Source organism: Pedobacter sp. GQ55, from assembly GCF_059758925.1.
Genome location: NZ_JCAXEI010000004.1, coordinates 58,453 through 77,459, shown reverse-complemented (window position 1 = coordinate 77,459; position 19,007 = coordinate 58,453). Strand labels below are relative to the sequence as shown.

Annotated in this window: 12 protein-coding genes; all 12 read left to right on the top strand. The window is 41.6% G+C overall.

Annotation, left to right across the window (positions count from 1 at the left end; all coding sequences use genetic code 11):
* Positions 1-4 precede the first annotated feature (4 nt).
* From AC6CH7_RS13135 to AC6CH7_RS13080, 12 genes are read left to right on the top strand one after another with little or no spacing between them, the layout of a single operon-like run.
* Positions 5-1,423: a glycoside hydrolase family 140 protein gene (locus tag AC6CH7_RS13135; RefSeq protein WP_498263167.1), complete on the top strand. Its 1,419-nt coding sequence runs from the start codon at positions 5-7 to the stop codon at positions 1,421-1,423.
* Positions 1,423-2,343, top strand: a complete 921-nt coding sequence (locus AC6CH7_RS13130) for a glycoside hydrolase family 43 protein (protein WP_498263166.1) — start codon at positions 1,423-1,425, stop codon at positions 2,341-2,343. The genes AC6CH7_RS13135 and AC6CH7_RS13130 overlap by 1 nt, the downstream gene beginning before the upstream one ends.
* A complete protein-coding gene (locus AC6CH7_RS13125) occupies positions 2,340-4,184 on the top strand; it encodes an exo-alpha-sialidase (protein WP_498263165.1) in 1,845 nt (614 codons plus the stop codon). Before AC6CH7_RS13130 ends, AC6CH7_RS13125 begins: the two co-directional genes overlap by 4 nt.
* Before the next feature lie 10 nt (positions 4,185-4,194).
* Complete coding sequence (locus tag AC6CH7_RS13120) at positions 4,195-5,634, top strand: sialate O-acetylesterase (RefSeq protein ID WP_498263164.1); 1,440 nt, start codon at positions 4,195-4,197, stop codon at positions 5,632-5,634.
* A gap of 14 nt (positions 5,635-5,648) precedes the next feature.
* The gene (locus AC6CH7_RS13115; RefSeq protein ID WP_498263163.1) at positions 5,649-8,411 is read left to right on the top strand and encodes a glycoside hydrolase family 2 TIM barrel-domain containing protein; all 2,763 of its coding nucleotides are present in this window, start codon (positions 5,649-5,651) and stop codon (positions 8,409-8,411) included.
* A gap of 34 nt (positions 8,412-8,445) precedes the next feature.
* Positions 8,446-11,193, top strand: coding sequence for an alpha-L-rhamnosidase (locus AC6CH7_RS13110; RefSeq protein WP_498263162.1), 2,748 nt, complete (start codon positions 8,446-8,448; stop codon positions 11,191-11,193).
* 11 nt (positions 11,194-11,204) lie between these two features.
* On the top strand, positions 11,205-11,879 hold the full coding sequence (locus tag AC6CH7_RS13105; RefSeq protein WP_498263161.1) for a DUF3826 domain-containing protein: 675 nt from the start codon (positions 11,205-11,207) through the stop codon (positions 11,877-11,879).
* A 25-nt stretch (positions 11,880-11,904) separates the two neighbouring features.
* On the top strand, positions 11,905-13,038 hold the full coding sequence (locus tag AC6CH7_RS13100; RefSeq protein WP_498263160.1) for a sialidase family protein: 1,134 nt from the start codon (positions 11,905-11,907) through the stop codon (positions 13,036-13,038).
* Between the two features lie 4 nt (positions 13,039-13,042).
* Positions 13,043-14,446 carry an alpha/beta hydrolase family protein gene (locus tag AC6CH7_RS13095; RefSeq protein ID WP_498263159.1) on the top strand — a complete coding sequence of 468 codons (1,404 nt, stop codon included), beginning with the start codon at positions 13,043-13,045 and terminating at the stop codon, positions 14,444-14,446.
* Positions 14,443-15,354 carry a sugar phosphate isomerase/epimerase family protein gene (locus tag AC6CH7_RS13090; protein ID WP_498263158.1) on the top strand — a complete coding sequence of 304 codons (912 nt, stop codon included), beginning with the start codon at positions 14,443-14,445 and terminating at the stop codon, positions 15,352-15,354. The genes AC6CH7_RS13095 and AC6CH7_RS13090 overlap by 4 nt, the downstream gene beginning before the upstream one ends.
* Positions 15,351-17,903, top strand: a complete 2,553-nt coding sequence (locus AC6CH7_RS13085) for an L-rhamnose mutarotase (RefSeq protein ID WP_498263157.1) — start codon at positions 15,351-15,353, stop codon at positions 17,901-17,903. The genes AC6CH7_RS13090 and AC6CH7_RS13085 overlap by 4 nt, the downstream gene beginning before the upstream one ends.
* Before the next feature lie 8 nt (positions 17,904-17,911).
* Entirely contained in the window at positions 17,912-18,997 is a 1,086-nt protein-coding gene (locus AC6CH7_RS13080) for a Gfo/Idh/MocA family protein (RefSeq protein WP_498263156.1), read from the top strand.
* Positions 18,998-19,007 lie beyond the last annotated feature (10 nt).

The window sequence follows — 19,007 nt, the reverse complement described above, 5'->3', positions numbered from 1 at the left end:
TCACATGTATCAAAAGATAATTTTATTTGTCATTAGCTCAATAGCACTTCTTGGTTGCAGCTCAGAGAAGAAGCCAATTGCCGCTAAAAACTTACAGGTTTCCGAAAATCGCAGATATTTTATCACCGCAGATGGTAAACCTTTTTTCTGGTTGGGGGATACCGCCTGGCTCTTATTTAATAAACTGACACGCGAACAAGCAGATCAGTATCTGGAAAACCGTAAACAAAAAGGCTTCAATGTAGTACAGGCCATGGTATTGCATACCGTTCCTTCTGTAAATGTTTACGGTGATTCCTCTTTAATTAACGGAGATATTTCTAAACCAGCGATCACAACAGGCAGTTCTTTTGCCGATTCAACCCAATACGATTTCTGGGATCACGTAGATTACATCGTGGATAAGGCCAGTGAAAAGGGTATTTTTATGGCCCTGGTGCCCGTTTGGGGCACCAATGTTAAAGATGACAAGGTAAGTCCCGCTCAGGCAAAGATTTATTCCGAGTTTTTAGCCAATCGATATAAAAATAAAACCAATATCATTTGGTTAAACGGGGGAGACATCAAAGGTTCCGATAAGATGGAAGTATGGAATGTTATTGGCAATACCTTAAGGACTAATGATCCAAATCACCTGATTACTTTCCACCCCAGGGGAAGAACCAGCTCAGCAGAATGGTTTCAGCACGCCAAATGGATGGATTTTAACATGATACAGTCTGGTCACCGTCGTTATGATCAGGATACCTCAGTTAAAGAAAAATGGCATTATGGAGAGGATAACTGGAAGTATGTTGAAAAAGATTATAATCTGAAACCTGTAATGCCTGTTATTGATGGAGAACCTTCTTACGAGGGTATTCCGCAGGGATTACACGATTTTAAACAACCAAAATGGAATGATGCCGATGTAAGAAGATATGGTTATTGGTCGGTTTTTGCAGGGGCATTTGGTTATACCTATGGAGAAAATTCGGTGATGCAGATGTATGATCCGGAAAAAAAAGATGTCGCCTACGGTGCCACCACTCCATGGCAGGAAGCCATGAATAGTCCGGGAGCCACGCAGATGGTACACCTGAAAAACCTGATGCTTTCGCGGGCTCAAGATGCTCATGGCGCTTCCTATTTTGATAGAGTGCCAGATCAATCGGTCCTGGCCGGAGAAAACGGATTGAAATACAACAGGTTGGTAGCGACCAGCTCTAAGCATTACATTTTCGTATACACTTATACTGGCCGGATCATCCCTTTAAAAATGGGCCTGATTACCGGTGTTCAGGTAAAGGCTTCCTGGTTCGATCCGCGAGAGGGAAAAACTACCGTTATTGGCAATATTGACAACAACGGTATCCATGAGTTTGATCCTCCGGGAGAAGAAACCAATGGCAATGATTGGGTATTGATTATAGACAAAATATAATGAACAGAGTTAAACAGGTCTATCGATTGTTTTTGCTGCTTGCATGGCTTGCGGTTAGTGCATGCAATAAAAAGGCTTATTTATTTACCTCATTTCAGGAACCTGCTAATGAGGGGTTAAGAATGCTATACAGTTACGATGGGTACAAATGGACGGCGCTGAATAGGATTTTACTGAAACCAGAAATCGGCAAACAAAAGATCATGCGTGACCCATCCATGCTGAAAGGCCCTGATGGCATTTTCCATTTGGTATGGACATGTGGCTGGAAAGGAGACAGGGGTTTTGGTTATGCAAGTTCTAAAGATCTAATTAACTGGTCCCCTCAGCAATTCATTCCGGTATTGCAAAATGAACCTACTACAGTCAATGTATGGGCGCCGGAGTTGTTTTACGACCAGGTTAAACAAGAGTACATTATTATTTGGGCATCGACCATCCCAAATCGTTTTGAGAAAGGGGTGGAAGAGGAAGACAATAACCACAGGATGTATGCCATTACTACCAAAGATTTTAAGACGTTTTCAGATGCCAAACTTTTTCTTGAACCAGGGTATAGTGTCATAGATGCTGTAATCGTAAAGAAAGCAGCAGATGAATATGTACTGGTGTTGAAAGACAATACCAGACCGAACAGGAACCTGAAGATTGCAACTGGAAGGACCGCCCTGGGACCCTATGACGATATTTCGATGCCGTTCACAGGCAAGCTTACCGAGGGACCGAGTGTAGTTAAAATAGGTAACGACTGGTTAATCTATTACGATGCTTATGGCGAAAAAAGATATGCTGCTTTAAAAACAAACGATTTTAAAAGTTTCAAAGATATTTCTGCGGAAACGGTAATCCCTAATGGTCATAAGCATGGAACAATAGTGACAGTTAACAAAAGCACGATTGAAAGATTGAAAAAAGAATGAAGATAAATAAGCGAATTTGGTTAGCCCCAGTATTATTATTGCTAATACAAGCGGCACAAGCACAAGATACCCTGCGTTATACCGGCAGCTCATTAGTTAATGCCGATTATCACCATGGTCAGCTTGTGCCTGCTATTGGGGTGCACAATATTCAGACTTTCAGGTCGAATAGAGAGCACCCTGAACTTGCCGATGGATTAAATTGGACCTACAATCACGCGCCAATGCTGGCTTACTGGAACAATACATTTTACCTGGAATACCTGAGTGATCCTGTTGGTGAACACATTCCACCAAGCAGAACATTACTGCAAACCTCTAAAGATGGTTACAACTGGTCTAAATCTGCCATCATTTTTCCTCCTTATAAAATTCCTGACGGATGGAAGAAAGAGGGGTATCCTGGTATTGCTAAAGACCTTTACGCGACCATGCACCAACGAGTAGGTTTTTATGTGTCTAAAGCGAACCGGTTGTTTGCCTTAGCCTATTATGGGATTGCTATGGACAAAAAAGATGACCCTAACGACGGAAAAGGAATAGGAAGGGTCATCAGAGAGCTAAAAAAGGATGGATCTTATGGACCAATATATTTCCTGAGGCCAAACTCCAGCTGGGACATGAAGCATGCTACCTATCCATTTTACACCAAAAGTATGGATAAAGGATTTATCGCAGCCTGTAATGAAATTCTGAGCAATCCCTTGATGATGCAGCAAATGGTGGAGGAGGCGGATAGAAATGATCCTTTAATTCCATTAAATAGACCTGTAAAGGCATTCAGCTATTATCATTTACCCAATGGCAATGTTGTGGGTTTATGGAAGCATGCGCTGACTTCTGTTAGTCACAGTGGTGGTAAAACATGGGATTACAGTCCCCTGAGAGCACCTGGGGTAGTAAACAGCAATGCTAAAATATGGGGGCAGCGCACTTCAGACGGTCGTTTTGCTATCGTTTACAACCCCTCAGAGTTCCGTTGGCCATTAGCTGTTTCCACCAGTGATGATGGCCTGAATTATAAAGACCTGCTATTGGTTAATGGCGAAATATCACAAATGCGATACGGAGGTAATTATAAATCCTATGGGCCACAGTATATAAGAGGGATATTGGAAGGTCAGGGGCAGCCTGCCGATGGCAATATGTGGTTAACCTATAGCATGAACAAGGAAGACATCTGGGTGGCAAAGGTACCTGTTCCTATAACGACTAAAGTATCCGGACCAATTCATGAAGAATTCAATTCCTTGGCTGAAGGACAGGAACTTAAATTATGGAATACTTTTAGCCCCCTTTGGGCCTCCGTTAAAATTGAAAAAGCTCCCGATGGGACAAAGGCACTCACCCTTAGAGATAAAGATCCTTATGATTATGCTAAAGCCGACAGGGTAATTCCAGCGGCAAAAAGATTGAATATAGCGTTTTCTGTCATAGCCGGGCAAAATAATACCGGATCACTGCAGGTCGAACTCCAGGACGCCAAAGGAACGGCTGCAGCAAGACTAATATTTGATGCTGATGGCGAACTGAAGGCTAAAGTAGGGTACCGGAATTCAGAAGTTATGAAATATGAAGCGGGAAAAACATACAACATCCGTGTGGAGCTGGATATGAACAAGCGGATGTACAACATTTTTATAAATAACGAAAGTAAAGGAACCCGCCTCATGTTTGCGCCGGTAACTTCCTTTGAGCGTGTGGTATTCAGAACCGGAGATGTACGTCGTTTCCCTGATGTAGATACCCCTACAGATCAGGATTACGACCTTAAAGATCCCGGTTCGCCGGTTAAAGAAGCTGTTTACTATATCAAATCGTTAAAAACAGAAGTATTTTAATTTAAAGACGATGAACTTAAAAAGATGTTTTCTGGTGGCTGCCTTTTTGGGAATCATGGTTGAGGCTAATTCAAAAATACTTTTGCCTCAGATTCTTTCCAGCAATATGGTTTTACAACGTGATAAGCCTTTAAATATCTGGGGTTTCGCTGCTGCGGGCGAAGAGGTAACCGTAAGCTTTGCCGGTCAGGTTAAGCAAACTATAGCTCAAGCGGATGGTAAATGGAAAGTAGTTTTAAGTCCTTTAAAGATTTCGGCTATTCCTGCTGCCATGACCATAAAAGGTTCAAATACCATTGTACTGGATAACATCCTGGTAGGGGAAGTGTGGCTTTGTTCCGGGCAGTCAAACATGGAATATGCGATGCGCAAAATTGCGAAAGTAAAAAGACCGCTTAAGGAAAAGCTAGGTTATCCGGTAAATGAGGTAGAAAGTGCGAATAACTCACAAATTCGCATCTTTTTGGTTAACCGAAAGCAGCTGAGTAAGCCAGACTCTATTCACAAAAGCTGGAGTGTAGCGCAGGATTCAGCTTTAAAGAATTTCTCGGCGGCAGGTTATTTTTTTGCTAAGGAGTTGTACGATAAATTGAAGGTGCCAATAGGCATAATTTCATCGGCCGTAAGCGGCAGCGCTATTGAACCCTGGATACCCAGAGAAAATCTGGAAACAGGTTATTTTAAAGATCAAAAGGTCGGTAATGACCCGGGTAAATTTTATACCCCGATGATTGAGCCGCTAACACCTTTCGCTTTGCAGGGATTTTTATGGTATCAGGGAGAAACAAATTGCTTCTTAAAAGAGCATATCACTTATTGCTATAAAATGAAGGCATTGATCAACAGTTGGAGAAAAGCATGGAAGGGGGAGTTGCCCTTCTATTATGTACAAATCGCCCCCTTTAATTATTCGGCGAGCAAAGGTAAGGTCGTGCTGGATGTACAAACAGAACCTGAATTTTGGGAAGCACAAGCACAGCTGCTGAGAATGCCCAAAACCGGTATGGTCATAACCACCGATTTGAACGATTATCCTGATGACCTGCATCCCAATTATAAATGGGAAATCGGGAGAAGACTAGCTTTGTGGGCCTTAGCTAATAATTATGGTAAGGAAATAAATTATTCGGGCCCAATCTATAAATCGGTAACCTTTAAAGGCGCAACAGCTGAACTGGAATTTAAACATGTCGGAAAAGGACTAACCAGCTGCGATGAAAAAAAATTAGATTGCTTTACCATTGCAGGTGCCAATGGCAAATTTGTAGCAGCTGATGCTGTTATCAAGGGAAACAAGGTAATCGTGTCTGCAAAGGGGTTGGAAAAACCTGTTGCAGTTCGATTTGGATGGAACGAGGTCATGCAGCCTAACTTATACAATAAGGACGGTTTGCCTGCATTACCATTTAGAACGGATAACCCGCTTACAAGTCAATTTAAACCCATATAACAGATTTCTTATTTATGAAGCTAAGACCGGTCCTTTCTTTTATTTTACTGATGCTATTTACTGCTGCCCGCGCACAACAGACCGAACAGCTTTACTTATCAGGTACTGGAAATGACGATACAGTAAAATGGGATTTCTTCTGTACCGCTGGGATGAATTCTGGGAAATGGACGACTATACCAGTACCATCAAACTGGGAGCTGCAAGGTTTTGGTAAATACGATTATGGTTTTGCCAAAGACAGTGTCAGGGGAAAGGAACAAGGTTTATATAGATATAATTTTAAAATTCCTGATTCCTGGAAAGGGAAACAGATCAATATCGTATTTGAAGGATCAATGACCGATACTGAAGTGAAAATCAATGGCAAATCTGTCGGTCCAACTCATCAGGGTGCTTTTTATGTATTTCGTTATGATGTGACTTCTTTACTGAAATATGGTTTGGATAACCTGCTAGAAGTTAAAGTGTCAAAGCATTCTGCTAATCAATCGGTCAATGAGGCCGAGCGTAAAGCCGATTTTTGGATATTTGGAGGCATATTCAGACCTGTTTTTCTGGAAGCTTTGCCAGTTCAGCACATTCAAAGTTTAGCAATTGATGCCAAAGCAGAAGGACAGTTTAATGCAAGTGTTGAGGTAGCTGGCAATGCCGATAAAATAGCTATGCAATTGTATACCATAGATGGTGAAAAGTATGGAGCGCAAATAAGCACCGAAATTAAAAAAGGAGCGAGGTCGGTGAGCCTCTCAGGATCATATAAGGCACCTGAATTGTGGTCATCAGAGTTTCCAAATCTGTATACCGCGACTTTTACACTATATCAAAAAAATGTAGCGGTTCATACCGTTTCAAAAAAGATTGGTTTTAGAACCATTGTAGTAAAACCGAGAGATGGCATTTATGTAAATGGTGTTAAAGTTAAGTTTAAAGGAGTAAACAGACATTCCTTCCGACCTGCATCAGGTAGAACCATGAGCAAAAAGAACAGTATTGAGGATGTGGTATTAATGAAGGAAATGAATATGAATGCAGTACGCATGTCGCATTATCCTCCTGATGGGCATTTCCTGGATGTATGTGACTCTCTTGGTTTGTATGTGATGGATGAACTTGCGGGTTGGCATGGACATTATGATACACCGAGGGGAACCATATTGGTTAAGGAGATGTTAAAACATGATGTTAATCATCCTTCTATTGTTATCTGGTCAAATGGAAATGAAGGTGGACATAATGTGGAGCTGGATCATTTATTCGCAACAGAAGATATTCAGAAACGCCCTGTCATTCATCCTTGGGAAGATTTTAATGGGTTTGATACACAGCATTACCGGGAATACAATTATGGTATAGGGAATTACAGATATGGGCATAGCATTGTGATGCCTACCGAATTTCTGCATGGGATGTTTGATGGCGGGCATGGCGCCGGTTTGGAAGATTACTGGAACGACATGTTACAAAATCCGCTTTCTGCAGGGGGTTTCCTTTGGGATTTTGCCGATCAGGGTGTGGTACGTACAGATAAGAACAATATCGTAGATGCTGATGGTAATCGCGGAGCAGATGGCATAGTTGGACCTTATCATGAAAAAGAGGGTAGCTACTTTGCCATTAAGGAAATATGGAGCCCTGTATTTTTTGAGCAACGGGAGATGACGGACGGATTTGATGGCGTATTTAATGTTGAGAATCGCTATCACTTTGCTAATCTAAATACCTGCCGGTTTGATTGGAAGCTGTTGAACCTGAAAGATAAACGAGAGATAAGTGGAACAACGCACTCGCCAGATATTAAGCCACATGAGCGGGGTAAATTGAAGGTTGCGCTTCCACAAAATTGGACCTCTTATGATGTGTTTTACATCACGGCTACCGATGTTCATGGAAAAGAATTGTTTACATGGAGCTTTCCTATCACTCTTCCGCTAAAGGAAGCTTTGGTAATGGTTAAAAAAGAAGGACCATCCGTACCAAATCTTAAAGAAACTGATTCACTTTTTACGGCTACTGCAAATGGAATATCCTTAAGTTTTAGCAAAAGAAATGGTATTCTTCGTGAGGTGAGAAATAAAAATGCGATAATTCCTTTTACAAACGGACCATTGGTTCAGGAAGGGTCAACTAACTTTAAAAACATTATTCACCGGATGGAGGGAAAGAACCTGATTATTGCCTCGTCTTTTGATAGGAAAAATAGCTTCAACACGTTGCAGTGGACAATTTATCCGTCAGGTATGCTGAAACTGGAGGTGAAATATTTCCCTGCTGAATACCTGACTAATTTTATCGGATTGAATTTTTCTTTCCCTGAAGACCAGATTAAGGGGGTTGAGTATATGGGAAGAGGGCCGTACAGGGTTTGGAAGAACCGTTTGAAGGGAAATAAATTTGGTGTCTGGAAAAAGGACTATAACAATACCGAAACAGGAGAGGCCTGGGTATATCCTGAATTTAAAGGCTATCATTCTAATATGTATTGGTGTAAATTTATAACCAGGGATCAGCCTTTTACGGTGATTACTGAGAATGAAGATGTCTTTTTAAGACTTTTTAGCGCCGCGTTTAAAACTGATCAATGGCATAATTACGAACCACTTTTCCCTTCCGGTGACATCTCATTTATGCAGGGGATTCCGGGCATAGGTACCAAAACACAAAGAGCAGATAGAAGCGGCCCAATGGCGATGAAGAATATTTTTTATGATTATGAGAAAGACCCTGCAAGGGCTTTGAATATGACACTATATTTTGACTTCTCGACGAATAAATAACGGATTTAATTAAATAGAAAGAAACCTGAACCACATGAAGCTTAGACGATACATTGCCTTTACTGCTATTTTGATGTTGTTTTGTACAACACTTTTAGCACAGGTATCGCTACAGAACCCTCGTTGTGAGTTACTGGTGAATCCGCTTGGAATAGATGTAGTACAGCCCAGGTTAAGCTGGGAAATTGTAACTAAAGCGCGCGGTACCATTCAAATTGCTTACCAGGTATTGGTAGCCTCTACTCCCGAAAAGCTGGCTTCAGAAGATGCGGATTTATGGGATTCCGGAAAGATCAGCTCAGATCAGTCCGTAAATGTAGTTTACAAGGGAAAGCAATTAAAAAGCCGATTTAAATGCTATTGGAAGGTAAGGGTGTGGACCAATACCGGTGATAGTGAATGGAGCGATCAGGCTTTATGGAGTATAGGATTATTGAACTATGTAGACTGGAAGGGCAGATGGATTGGGTTGGATAAGTCCTTTTCGTGGGATAACCAAGGACAGTTTTCTCGTCTGTCCGCCCGTTATTTTCGCAAAGAGTTTTCGGCTCTAAAGTCCTTGAAAAGTGCAACTGCCTATTTAATTGGCTTGGGGATGTACGAATTATACGTTAATGGTAAAAAGATTGGGGATCAGGTATTGGCACCTGTACCTACAGATTATAATATAGGGATTAAGTACAATACGTTTGATGTAACCCGACAATTAAAAGCGGGTAAAAATGCCATTGGAGCCATATTGGGGAATGGTCGCTATTACTCCATGCGTCAGGATTATAAACCCTATAAAATTAAAACTTTTGGTTATCCTAAGCTGGTGTTGAACCTGGAGTTGGAATATACTGATGGTACTAAAGAGTTGATTGTTACTGACGATACCTGGAAAGTAACGGCTGATGGCCCTATTCGTGCCAATAATGAATACGATGGTGAAGAATATGATGCCACCAAAGAAATGCCGGGATGGAATCTTATTGGCTATAATGATCAACGCTGGTTAAAAGCCCAGTATGTTCAGGAAGCGGGAGGCATGCCTGAAGCTCAGATGACCAGCAACATGAAAGTAATGGAAACACTAAAACCTATTGGTATCCGTTTCCTGAGACCTGGTGTATTTATTCTTGATATGGGACAAAACATGGCGGGATGGGTTAAAATGAGGGTTAAAGGTAAACGTGGCGATCGGGTAAAACTTCGCTTCGGAGAAAGTTTACAGGCTAATGGAAGTTTGTATGTGGAGAATCTTCGTGATGCAAAAGTAACGGATATTTATACTTTAAAAGGCGGCTTATCTGAAAGCTGGGCACCTTCATTTGTCTACCATGGTTTTCGTTACGTGGAGATCACTGGTTATCCGGGCAAACCTAAATTGGCCGATTTTGATGGTTGTGTGGTGTATGATGAAATGAAAACCACAGGGGTATTCAATACCTCAAATGTTACCATTAATCAGGTCTACAAAAATGCTTACTGGGGAATAAAAAGCAATTATAAAGGGATGCCGGTAGATTGCCCGCAACGTAACGAGCGTCAGCCCTGGTTAGGTGATAGAACTACAGGTGCTTACGGCGAAGCTTTTATTTTTGATAACAGCCGTTTATATGCAAAATGGCTTGATGACATAGAACAGGCACAAAAGGCTGATGGGAGCATCCCGGATGTGGCTCCTGCTTTTTGGCGTTACTATGGCGATAACGTAACCTGGCCGGGCACCTATCTCTCTGTAGCCGATATGCTCTACCAGCATTATGCAGATGCCAAACCAATTACCAAGCATTATCCATCGATGAAAAAGTGGATGAACTATATGAAAGATAAATATATGGATGGCTATCTGATAACCAAAGACAAGTATGGTGATTGGTGTGTACCGCCGGAATCAAAAGAAATGATCCATTCCAAAGACCCTGCAAGAAATACGAATGGGGTGTTGATCGCTACTGCAACTTATTATAAAATGCTGTCCCTGATGCAGAATTTTGCTTTGATATTGGATAAAAAAGAAGAAGCAAAAGCATATGCTGTGTTAGCTGAGAAGGTCAAAACCGCGTTTAATGAAAAATTTTTAGATAAAATTACCGGAGGATATGATAACAATACCGTAACAGCTAACCTCCTGCCGCTTTCATACGGTTTGGTGCCGGCAGAGAAGGCAGAACAGGTCTTTAAGCATATTACAGACAAGACCATGAATGAAAACAAAGGCCATATTAGTACGGGTGTTATTGGTACGCAGTGGTTAATGCGCGGGCTAACAGGTCATGGGCGGTCAGATATTGCATATCAATTAGCTTCCAATCGTACTTATCCTAGTTGGGGTTATATGGCCGAAAACGGTGCGACCACCATCTGGGAACTTTGGAACGGTAATACCGCCAGTGCGAAAATGAACTCACAAAATCATGTGATGTTATTGGGAGACCTGGTGATCTGGTATTATGAAAATCTTGCAGGTATTAGGGCAGCAGCACCCGGATTTAAAAAAATTGAAATGAAACCTGAAATGATCAAAGGCTTAGATGCTGTAAATGCCGGGTACAATTCTGTTCATGGCCTGATTAAAAGTAGCTGGATTAAATCTGCAACTGATTTTAAATGGAACATCAGTATACCTGCTAATACCACCGGAAGGATTAGCATTCCGGCAAAATCAGCAGAGCAGGTGAAAGAAGGTAAGGTGCATGCTACAACCGTAAAAGGATTGAAATTTATAAAGATGGATAATGATAGGGCTGTATTTGAACTAGGTTCAGGCGATTATTCATTTGTAGTTGAACAATAAAAGATATATACATGAACAGAACCACAAAGTTTTTACTGATTTTCAGCCTGATGGGAGGTATTTCTTTTGTCCCATTAAAAATGGTCCATGCCCAGAGTGATGTTGTTATTTCAGACGATGTAACTACAAAAGCTGCAGCGTATGTAAGCGCATTGAAACTAGATGATGCCGAAAAAAATAAGCGGATAGAAAGTGTGGTAGCAATTCATATGACCAGCGTAAGAGATTGGCACAATAGTCATCCGGCAACGACAGTACCTTCAGGGATTAACCCCATAACCGGAAATAAACTAAGCGACCTTGACAAACAGATCATAGCAGATTCGGCAATGCCGGCAGCTGTACATCAGGAACTAATGGAAGGGCTGCGCAAAGACTTAAACCCTGAACAGGTCGAAGCGATACTAGACAAATACACAATTGGTAAAGTAGCTTTTACCATGGCAGGTTATAAAGCGATTGTGACCGATTTGACTGCAGCAGAACAGGCCACCATTTTGGGCTTTTTGAAGCAGGCAAGGGAGATGGCTGTAGATTATAAAAGCATGAAACAGATCTCAGCAATTTTTGAGATCTATAAAACCAAGGCTGAGCAGTTTTTAAATGGCAATGGCCGCAGTTGGAGCACATTATATAGTGCTTATGTCAAAAAGATAAAGGCAGAAAAGGCCGCAAAAAAACAATAGTATTCAATTATTAAGCAAAACAAAAATGTTAAAAACAAGAGCAGGGGTAATAGGTTTATTGATTTGCCTGGCAGGCCTGGGCCTAAAAGCCCAAACTCAGAAATGGCGTTCAGGGATCATAACGGATGAATTTTTATATGAAAAGGCAGCTTTCCCCTCATGCCATTCCGCAACGATTGCAGAAACGCCTACGGGTTTGGTGGCGGCTTATTTCGGAGGTACCAAGGAACGTAACCCTGACGTAGAAATTTATATTAGCCGTCAGGTAAATGGCAAATGGTTAGCTCCTGTCTCGGTGGCCAATGGGATACAAAATGATAAATTAAGGCTGCCTACCTGGAATCCGGTGTTGTACCAGGTGCCAGGTGGCGATTTGTTGCTCTTTTATAAAATAGGGCCTAAGCCATCAGAATGGTGGGGTTTAATGCGTAGTTCCAAGGACGGGGGTATTAGCTGGTCTGACGCGAAAAAGCTGCCTGCTGGATATATAGGCCCTGTTAAAAATAAACCGATACTACTAAACAATGGCAATTTGTTTTGTCCTTCGAGCAAAGAGGGTGACGGCTGGAAAATACATTTTGAGGTAACCAAAGACAATGGCGAAAACTGGTACACAGTTGGACCTTTGGCACAAGGCGGATTGGATGCAATACAGCCAAGTATTTTGGATTATGGAAAAGGTAAATTGCAAATTTTAGCAAGGAGCAAAAATAGGGCGTTGGTAGAATCCTGGTCGGCCGATAATGGCGAAACATGGTCTCCTCTAACCAAAACTACTTTGCCAAATAACAACTCCGGAACTGATGCAGTGACTTTAAAAGATGGTCGTCATGTATTGGTTTACAATCATGTGCTGCCCCCGGGTGACTTGGCTAAAGGACCGAGAACACCATTAAATGTGGCCATTTCCAAAGATGGTAAACAATGGTATGCTGCTCTAATCCTTGAAGATTCTCCAATCAGTCAGTATTCTTATCCGGCAGTGATTCAAACATCGGATGGTATGTTACATTTTATTTATACCTGGAGAAGACAAAAAATTAAGCATGTAGTCGTAGACCCATCCAAATTAAAGACTAAGAAGATTGAAGATGGCATTTGGCCAAAATTAAAAGGATATACAGCGCCAGTGATTACAGAAGTTAAAAATGAGGAGTAATTAAATGAAACGATCAGCTTTATTTCTGACTATCGGGCTCTCGCTGTTTTTAACAGGTGCAGTTGCCCAAACACAAAATTCTGATTCACTCTACCGACAGCCACTAAAGGATGTCTTGGCTGACATAGAAAGCCGGTTTAAGGTAAAGGTGAAATACAATGATAACCAGGTAAAGGACCTTTGGGTAAACTATGCCTTTTGGCGTTTCAGACCCGATGTTGAGGAAACACTCGCTAATGTACTTACACCTTTGGATATGAAGGTGAACAAAGAAAAAGAAGGTATTTATAAGTTAAAGGAGTATGAATATTATCGTTGGCAGGTACAGGAAGGACAAAATACGCTCAATCATTTGGCATCCCTTTATCAGGATAAAACAAGTTGGGAAAAGCGCAAAGCTTTGATCAAACCCGCGCTGTATAAAGCCCAGCTATTGTCACGGTTACCTGATAAGCCTTTGTCAAAACCAATTATGACGCCAAAAAGGACAATGGATGGTTATACAGTAGAGAACATCGCTATTGAAATATTGCCCGGATTATATGTGAATGGTTCTTTGTACAAGCCACTAAAGGTTAAAGGAAAGATTCCCGTGGTGCTGAGCCCGGATGGACATTGGGCACAACAGCGCTATAGGGCAGATTGTCAGATTCGTTGTGCGATGATCGCTCGTATGGGCGCTATGGCGATTAGCTATGATCTTTTTGCATGGGGAGAATCCTTACTCCAATTTAAATCAGAAGATCACAGAAGAAGTCTGGCACAAACGATACAAACTTTAGGAGGTATCCGCATATTAGACTATGTCCTGTCCTTAAAAGAAATCGATACGAATAGGGTAGGAATTAGTGGTGGCTCAGGTGGTGGAAGCCATACAGTCTTAATGGCTGCAATGGATGATCGCATTAAATTGAGTGCCCCTGTAGTTTCTTTATCGTCTTCATTTTATGGTGGTTGCCCTTGTGAAAGCGGTATGCCCATTCATCTATGTGCAGGTGGTACAAACAATGTTGAACTAGCAGCCATGGCAGCGCCAAATCCCCAGTTAATTGTCTCAGATGGGCAGGACTGGACGGTTACGGTTCCAGAGCACGATATGCCCTACCTTAAAAAGATATATCGTTTTTACGGACAGTCTGATTTGGTACATAATGTTCATTTGCCTGCTGAGGGTCATGATTTTGGACCTTCAAAACGCAAGGCTTTGTATGATTTTCTGATTCAAAACTTTAAGCTCAATGGAGCGGCTATAAAGGATAAAACAGATCAGTACGATGAAAGTAAATGTACAATAGAAAAAGAGCCGGAAATGTATGTTTTTGGTGATAAAGGACAGCATTTACCCACAAATGCGATAAAAGGATTTGAACAATTGGAACAGGTATTTAAAACAAGCATTTCGAAATGAAGGAGATAGAAAGCCGGAGACAGTTTATTGGAAAACTTACCCTGATTACAGGGGGGCTAATATTGAGCCATCAAAGCAGTTGGGCTAGCCCACTCAAGGGTCAGCGGTATAAAGTGGCTGTTATAGATTTAATGATCCTGAAGCGGCAAAAGCTTAGTGCTTTTGAACTGACCAGGGAAATTGGTGCAGATGGTGTTGAATTGGATATGGGAGGCTTAGGTAATAGAGATACTTTCGACAATAAACTGGCAGATCCGCTGATCAGACAGCAGTTTATGGATAAAGCCAAAGAACTGAACTTAGAGATATGTGCTTTGGCAATGACTGGTTTTTATGCCCAGTCTTTTGCTACAAGACCCACTTATCAGCAAATGATTGGCGATTGTATTGCGACGATGAAAGCGATGAACGTAAAGGTTGCTTTTCTTCCTTTGGGCATTCAGGGTGATTTAGTAAAGAATCCTGAACTGCGGCCTGCAATTGTTGAACGCCTAAAAGTAGCAGGTAAAATGGCTGAAAAAGCAGGGGTGGTAATTGGTATTGAAACAGCCCTGGATGCACAGAACGAGCTTCATCTACTAAAAGATGTAGGATCAAGAGCTATTAGAAGCTATTTTAACTTTTCCAATGCTATAAAAAATGGTCGTGATTTACACACCGAATTGCGGATTTTAGGCAAAAAGAATATTGTTCAAATCCATTGTACCAACGATGATGGTGTATGGTTGGAAAACGATCCTAAAATTGATCTGAAAGCAGTACGTAAAACGCTGGATGACATGGGCTGGAAGGGATGGCTGGTGGTTGAAAGATCCAGAGATGCTAATGACCCAAGAAATGTAAAGCGTAATTTTACTGCAAATACAGTTTATGTCAAATCCGTTTTTCAAACCGACAGACTGAGATGATGCTATTGAAATCCTATTGGCTGGTTTTTGTTGCCCTCCTGTTGTTGAGCAATACCAATAGTCAGGCCGCAGATATCTACGTTTCTTTGAGCGGGTCAGACGCTAATGCTGGCACAAAAACAGAACCTGTAGCAACCCTTTCCATCGCCTTGCGTAAAGCCCGGGAATTGAGGCGTTTAAAAGATCCTGCAATAAAAAATGGAATTAACATCATTCTTGAAAAGGGATTTTACCAGCTAACTGAAAGTTTGATTGTGCGACCCGAAGATTCCGGAACTGAAGATAGTCCTACCATCATTTCTGCTTTGAATAATGATGAGGTTATTTTAAGTGGAGGGAGGCCTGTTGTAGGGTGGAAAAAAGTGACAAAACAGGTGCCTGGTTTACCAGTTATATCTAAAGGAAAACTTTGGATGGCTGATGTATATGATCTGGATAATAGGGTTTTGGAATTTAGACAGCTTTGGATTGATGGAAAAAAGGCGATTAGAGCAAGGAATTTGAACGGAGCTAAAATGGCACGCATTTTAAGCTGGAATTTTCCCGCACAAACCTGCAAAATCTCCTTAACGCAATTAAAAAGTATTAAAGATGCTCAGCGTATAGAAGAGGTTAAAGGAATGGAAATGGTGATTCAGCAATGGTGGGCAATTGCAAATTTGAGGGTAAAATCTGTCAAAGTAACAGGAACAGTGGCCGAGCTGAGCTTTATGGAGCCCGAAAGCCGCGTGCAGTCAGAACACCCTTGGCCTGCTCCATGGATATCCGCCAAAACAGGCAACTCGCCATTTTATTTAACCAATGCAATTCAGTTTCTCGATGAACCTGGAGAGTGGTACGAAGATTTAAAAAATGGCAAGGTTTATTATTGGCCCCGAGCTGGTGAAAATATGAATGCTGCAAAGACTATAGTGCCGCATTTGGAAACTTTAATAAGGATTGAAGGTACGATTGATAACCCGGTAGCTTATGTGTCATTTAAAGGCATTTCGTTTCAGCATGCTGGTTGGTTAAGACCTTCGCATTTAGGTCACGTACCTCATCAGACTGGAATGTATATGCTTGATGCCTATAAACTCAAATTACCGGGAACTCCGGATAAGAAGGGATTGGAGAATCAGGCCTGGGTTGGACGCCCAGCAGCTGCAGTTGAAGTGAGCTATGCACATAATACTGGTTTTGAAGCATGTAAATTTGAGCATCATGCCTCAACCGGATTGGATTATAAACGAGGCACTTATTACAATCAAGTAAAAGGAAACCTTTTTAAAGATATTGGTGGCAGTGGCATATTGGTCGGTACTTTTTCTGATGAAGCTACTGAAGCTCATCTGCCTTATCGTCCTAAAGATGAAAGAGAAATCTGCACCAACGAAAGTATTACCAATAACCTGATCACTAATGTAACGAACGAGGACTGGGGTTGTGTGGGAATAGGAGCCGGCTACGTAAGGGGAATAAATATCGCACATAATGAGATTAGCGAGGTGGCATATTCAGGGATCAGCATGGGTTGGGGTTGGGCAAAGACCATCAATGCCATGAAGGACAATGCCATCACTGCAAACAAGATTCATCATTATGGAAAATACCTGTATGATGTAGGAGGCATTTATACACTGTCGGCTCAGCCGGGTTCCCTAATTTCAAATAACTATATCGATAGCATTTACAAAGCACCATATCCTCATGATCCGGAGCATTGGTTTTACCTGTATACCGATGAAGGTTCTTCCTATTTTACGGTAAAGGACAACTGGACTCCTGCCGAGAAATATCTGCAAAATGCGAATGGCCCCGGTAACACTTGGACGGGTAATGGACCTAGGACTGCCGACAGCATTAAACTTAAAGCTGGACTTGAGGAAAGTTACCGTTATCTTTTGAAATACAGTTATGTTAATAGTTTAAATAAAGCTATTAATACAGTGGAATCCGGTAATGGAAATGAGCTGGCCATAGAGGTTATCCTTCCCACTGCCGCTACGCACAGCAGGCAACAGCTGACTGAGATCTGCAGGGAAAAGGGCGTTTCGGCATCCGCCATTTATCAATGGAACAACCGGTTGTTGGTATATGCTACCATAAATGATCCCGAGCCGTTGATGAGCCAATTCCGACAAAGGATCAAAGGTGCAGAGGTAAAGTTGTACAAAGATGTATTTTACAAATTCGAGCGGAAAAAATACTGTGGACTAGAACCGGTTAAAGAATGGGATAACATTATTCTAAGTACAAACCTGGTAAAGGATGAGGCGATGCAAAAAGAATATCTGGACTATCATGCCTCACAATTTGCGAAATGGCCAGAAGTGGCCAAAGGCTTTTGCAATGCAGATTTTCAACAGTTGAGGATTTTTAAATTAGACAGACAGCTGGTTTTAGTGATCAGTATCCCCAAAGGTGCCAGTTTAGATGAGTTGAACACCAGAACGACACTCAATAACCCAAGGGTTGATGAATGGAACAGTTTGATGAAGAAGTATCAGCAGGGGATAGCTGGGGCTAAACCGGATGAAGTCTGGGTATTTTACAGTAAAAGCAATTAGAAATTAGTATGTTAAAATTAGGAATATTAGGATTGGGAGAAGGGCGTAGCACGATGTCTGCAGCCCTTGCAAGTGATAAATACGAGTTGGTTAAAATTTGTGATGCGAATGAAGAGGTATGCAGGCAGCGGGCTAAAGAGTTTGATTTTCCAAACTATACCACCAGCTACCAGGATATGCTGGATGACCCTTCGATAGATGTCATTGCCATATACACCCCTGATCATTTACATGCTGACCATGTAAAGCAAGCCTTGCAGTATGGAAAACATGTGGTTTGTACCAAGCCTTTTATTGATGATCTGAGCCGGGCGAAAGAATTATTGGAAGTTTCGGCAAAGAGTGGTAAAAAGATTTTTGTGGGGCAAAGTTCCCGTTTTTTCGAACCTTACAAAAGACAAAGAACGGATTATATCGCTGGAATCATTGGCGAACTGATCACCGTTGAGTGTCATTATAATGCCGACCATCGTTGGTTCTTAGAGAAGAAATGGGCTTTGGAAGCCTCTTTTAAATGGCTTTATGGTGGGTTAAGTCATCCCGTTGATTTCATCAGATGGTATTTGCCGGAAATTGAAGAAGTAATGGGTTATGGGATGATTAGTGCCAACGGTAAAAAAGCCGGATTAAAAAATGAAGATACCATGCACTTTATCTTCAAATCAGCCGATGGACGGATAGCCCGAGTAAGTGGTTCATATACCGGCCCTATACAACCGGCTTACCGCGAAAGTGAGATGAGCTGCGTATTAAGAGGTACCCAAGGTGCTAGTCAGGCTGATTACCACGAGTTGCGTTATGCGGTAACAACCAATACAGGTGAAGAACAACTGATTACCTGGGGAGATGCCAAACTGAAGCATTTCTTCCGTTTTGAAGGACAGAGCCACCATGCGGGAGAATATCAGAACTATCTGGAATATTTTGCCGAAAGCATTAAAAACGACACAGTGGCTTATCCTGACTTAAAAGAAGGAATAGGCACAATTGCCTTGTTGCAGGCGATGGATAGATCATTGCAAATAGGTGTGCCAGTTAAAATTGGCGATATATTAAATGAATATGGGCTCTTAAGAGCTGATTTCGGATTGTAAACCAACCAAA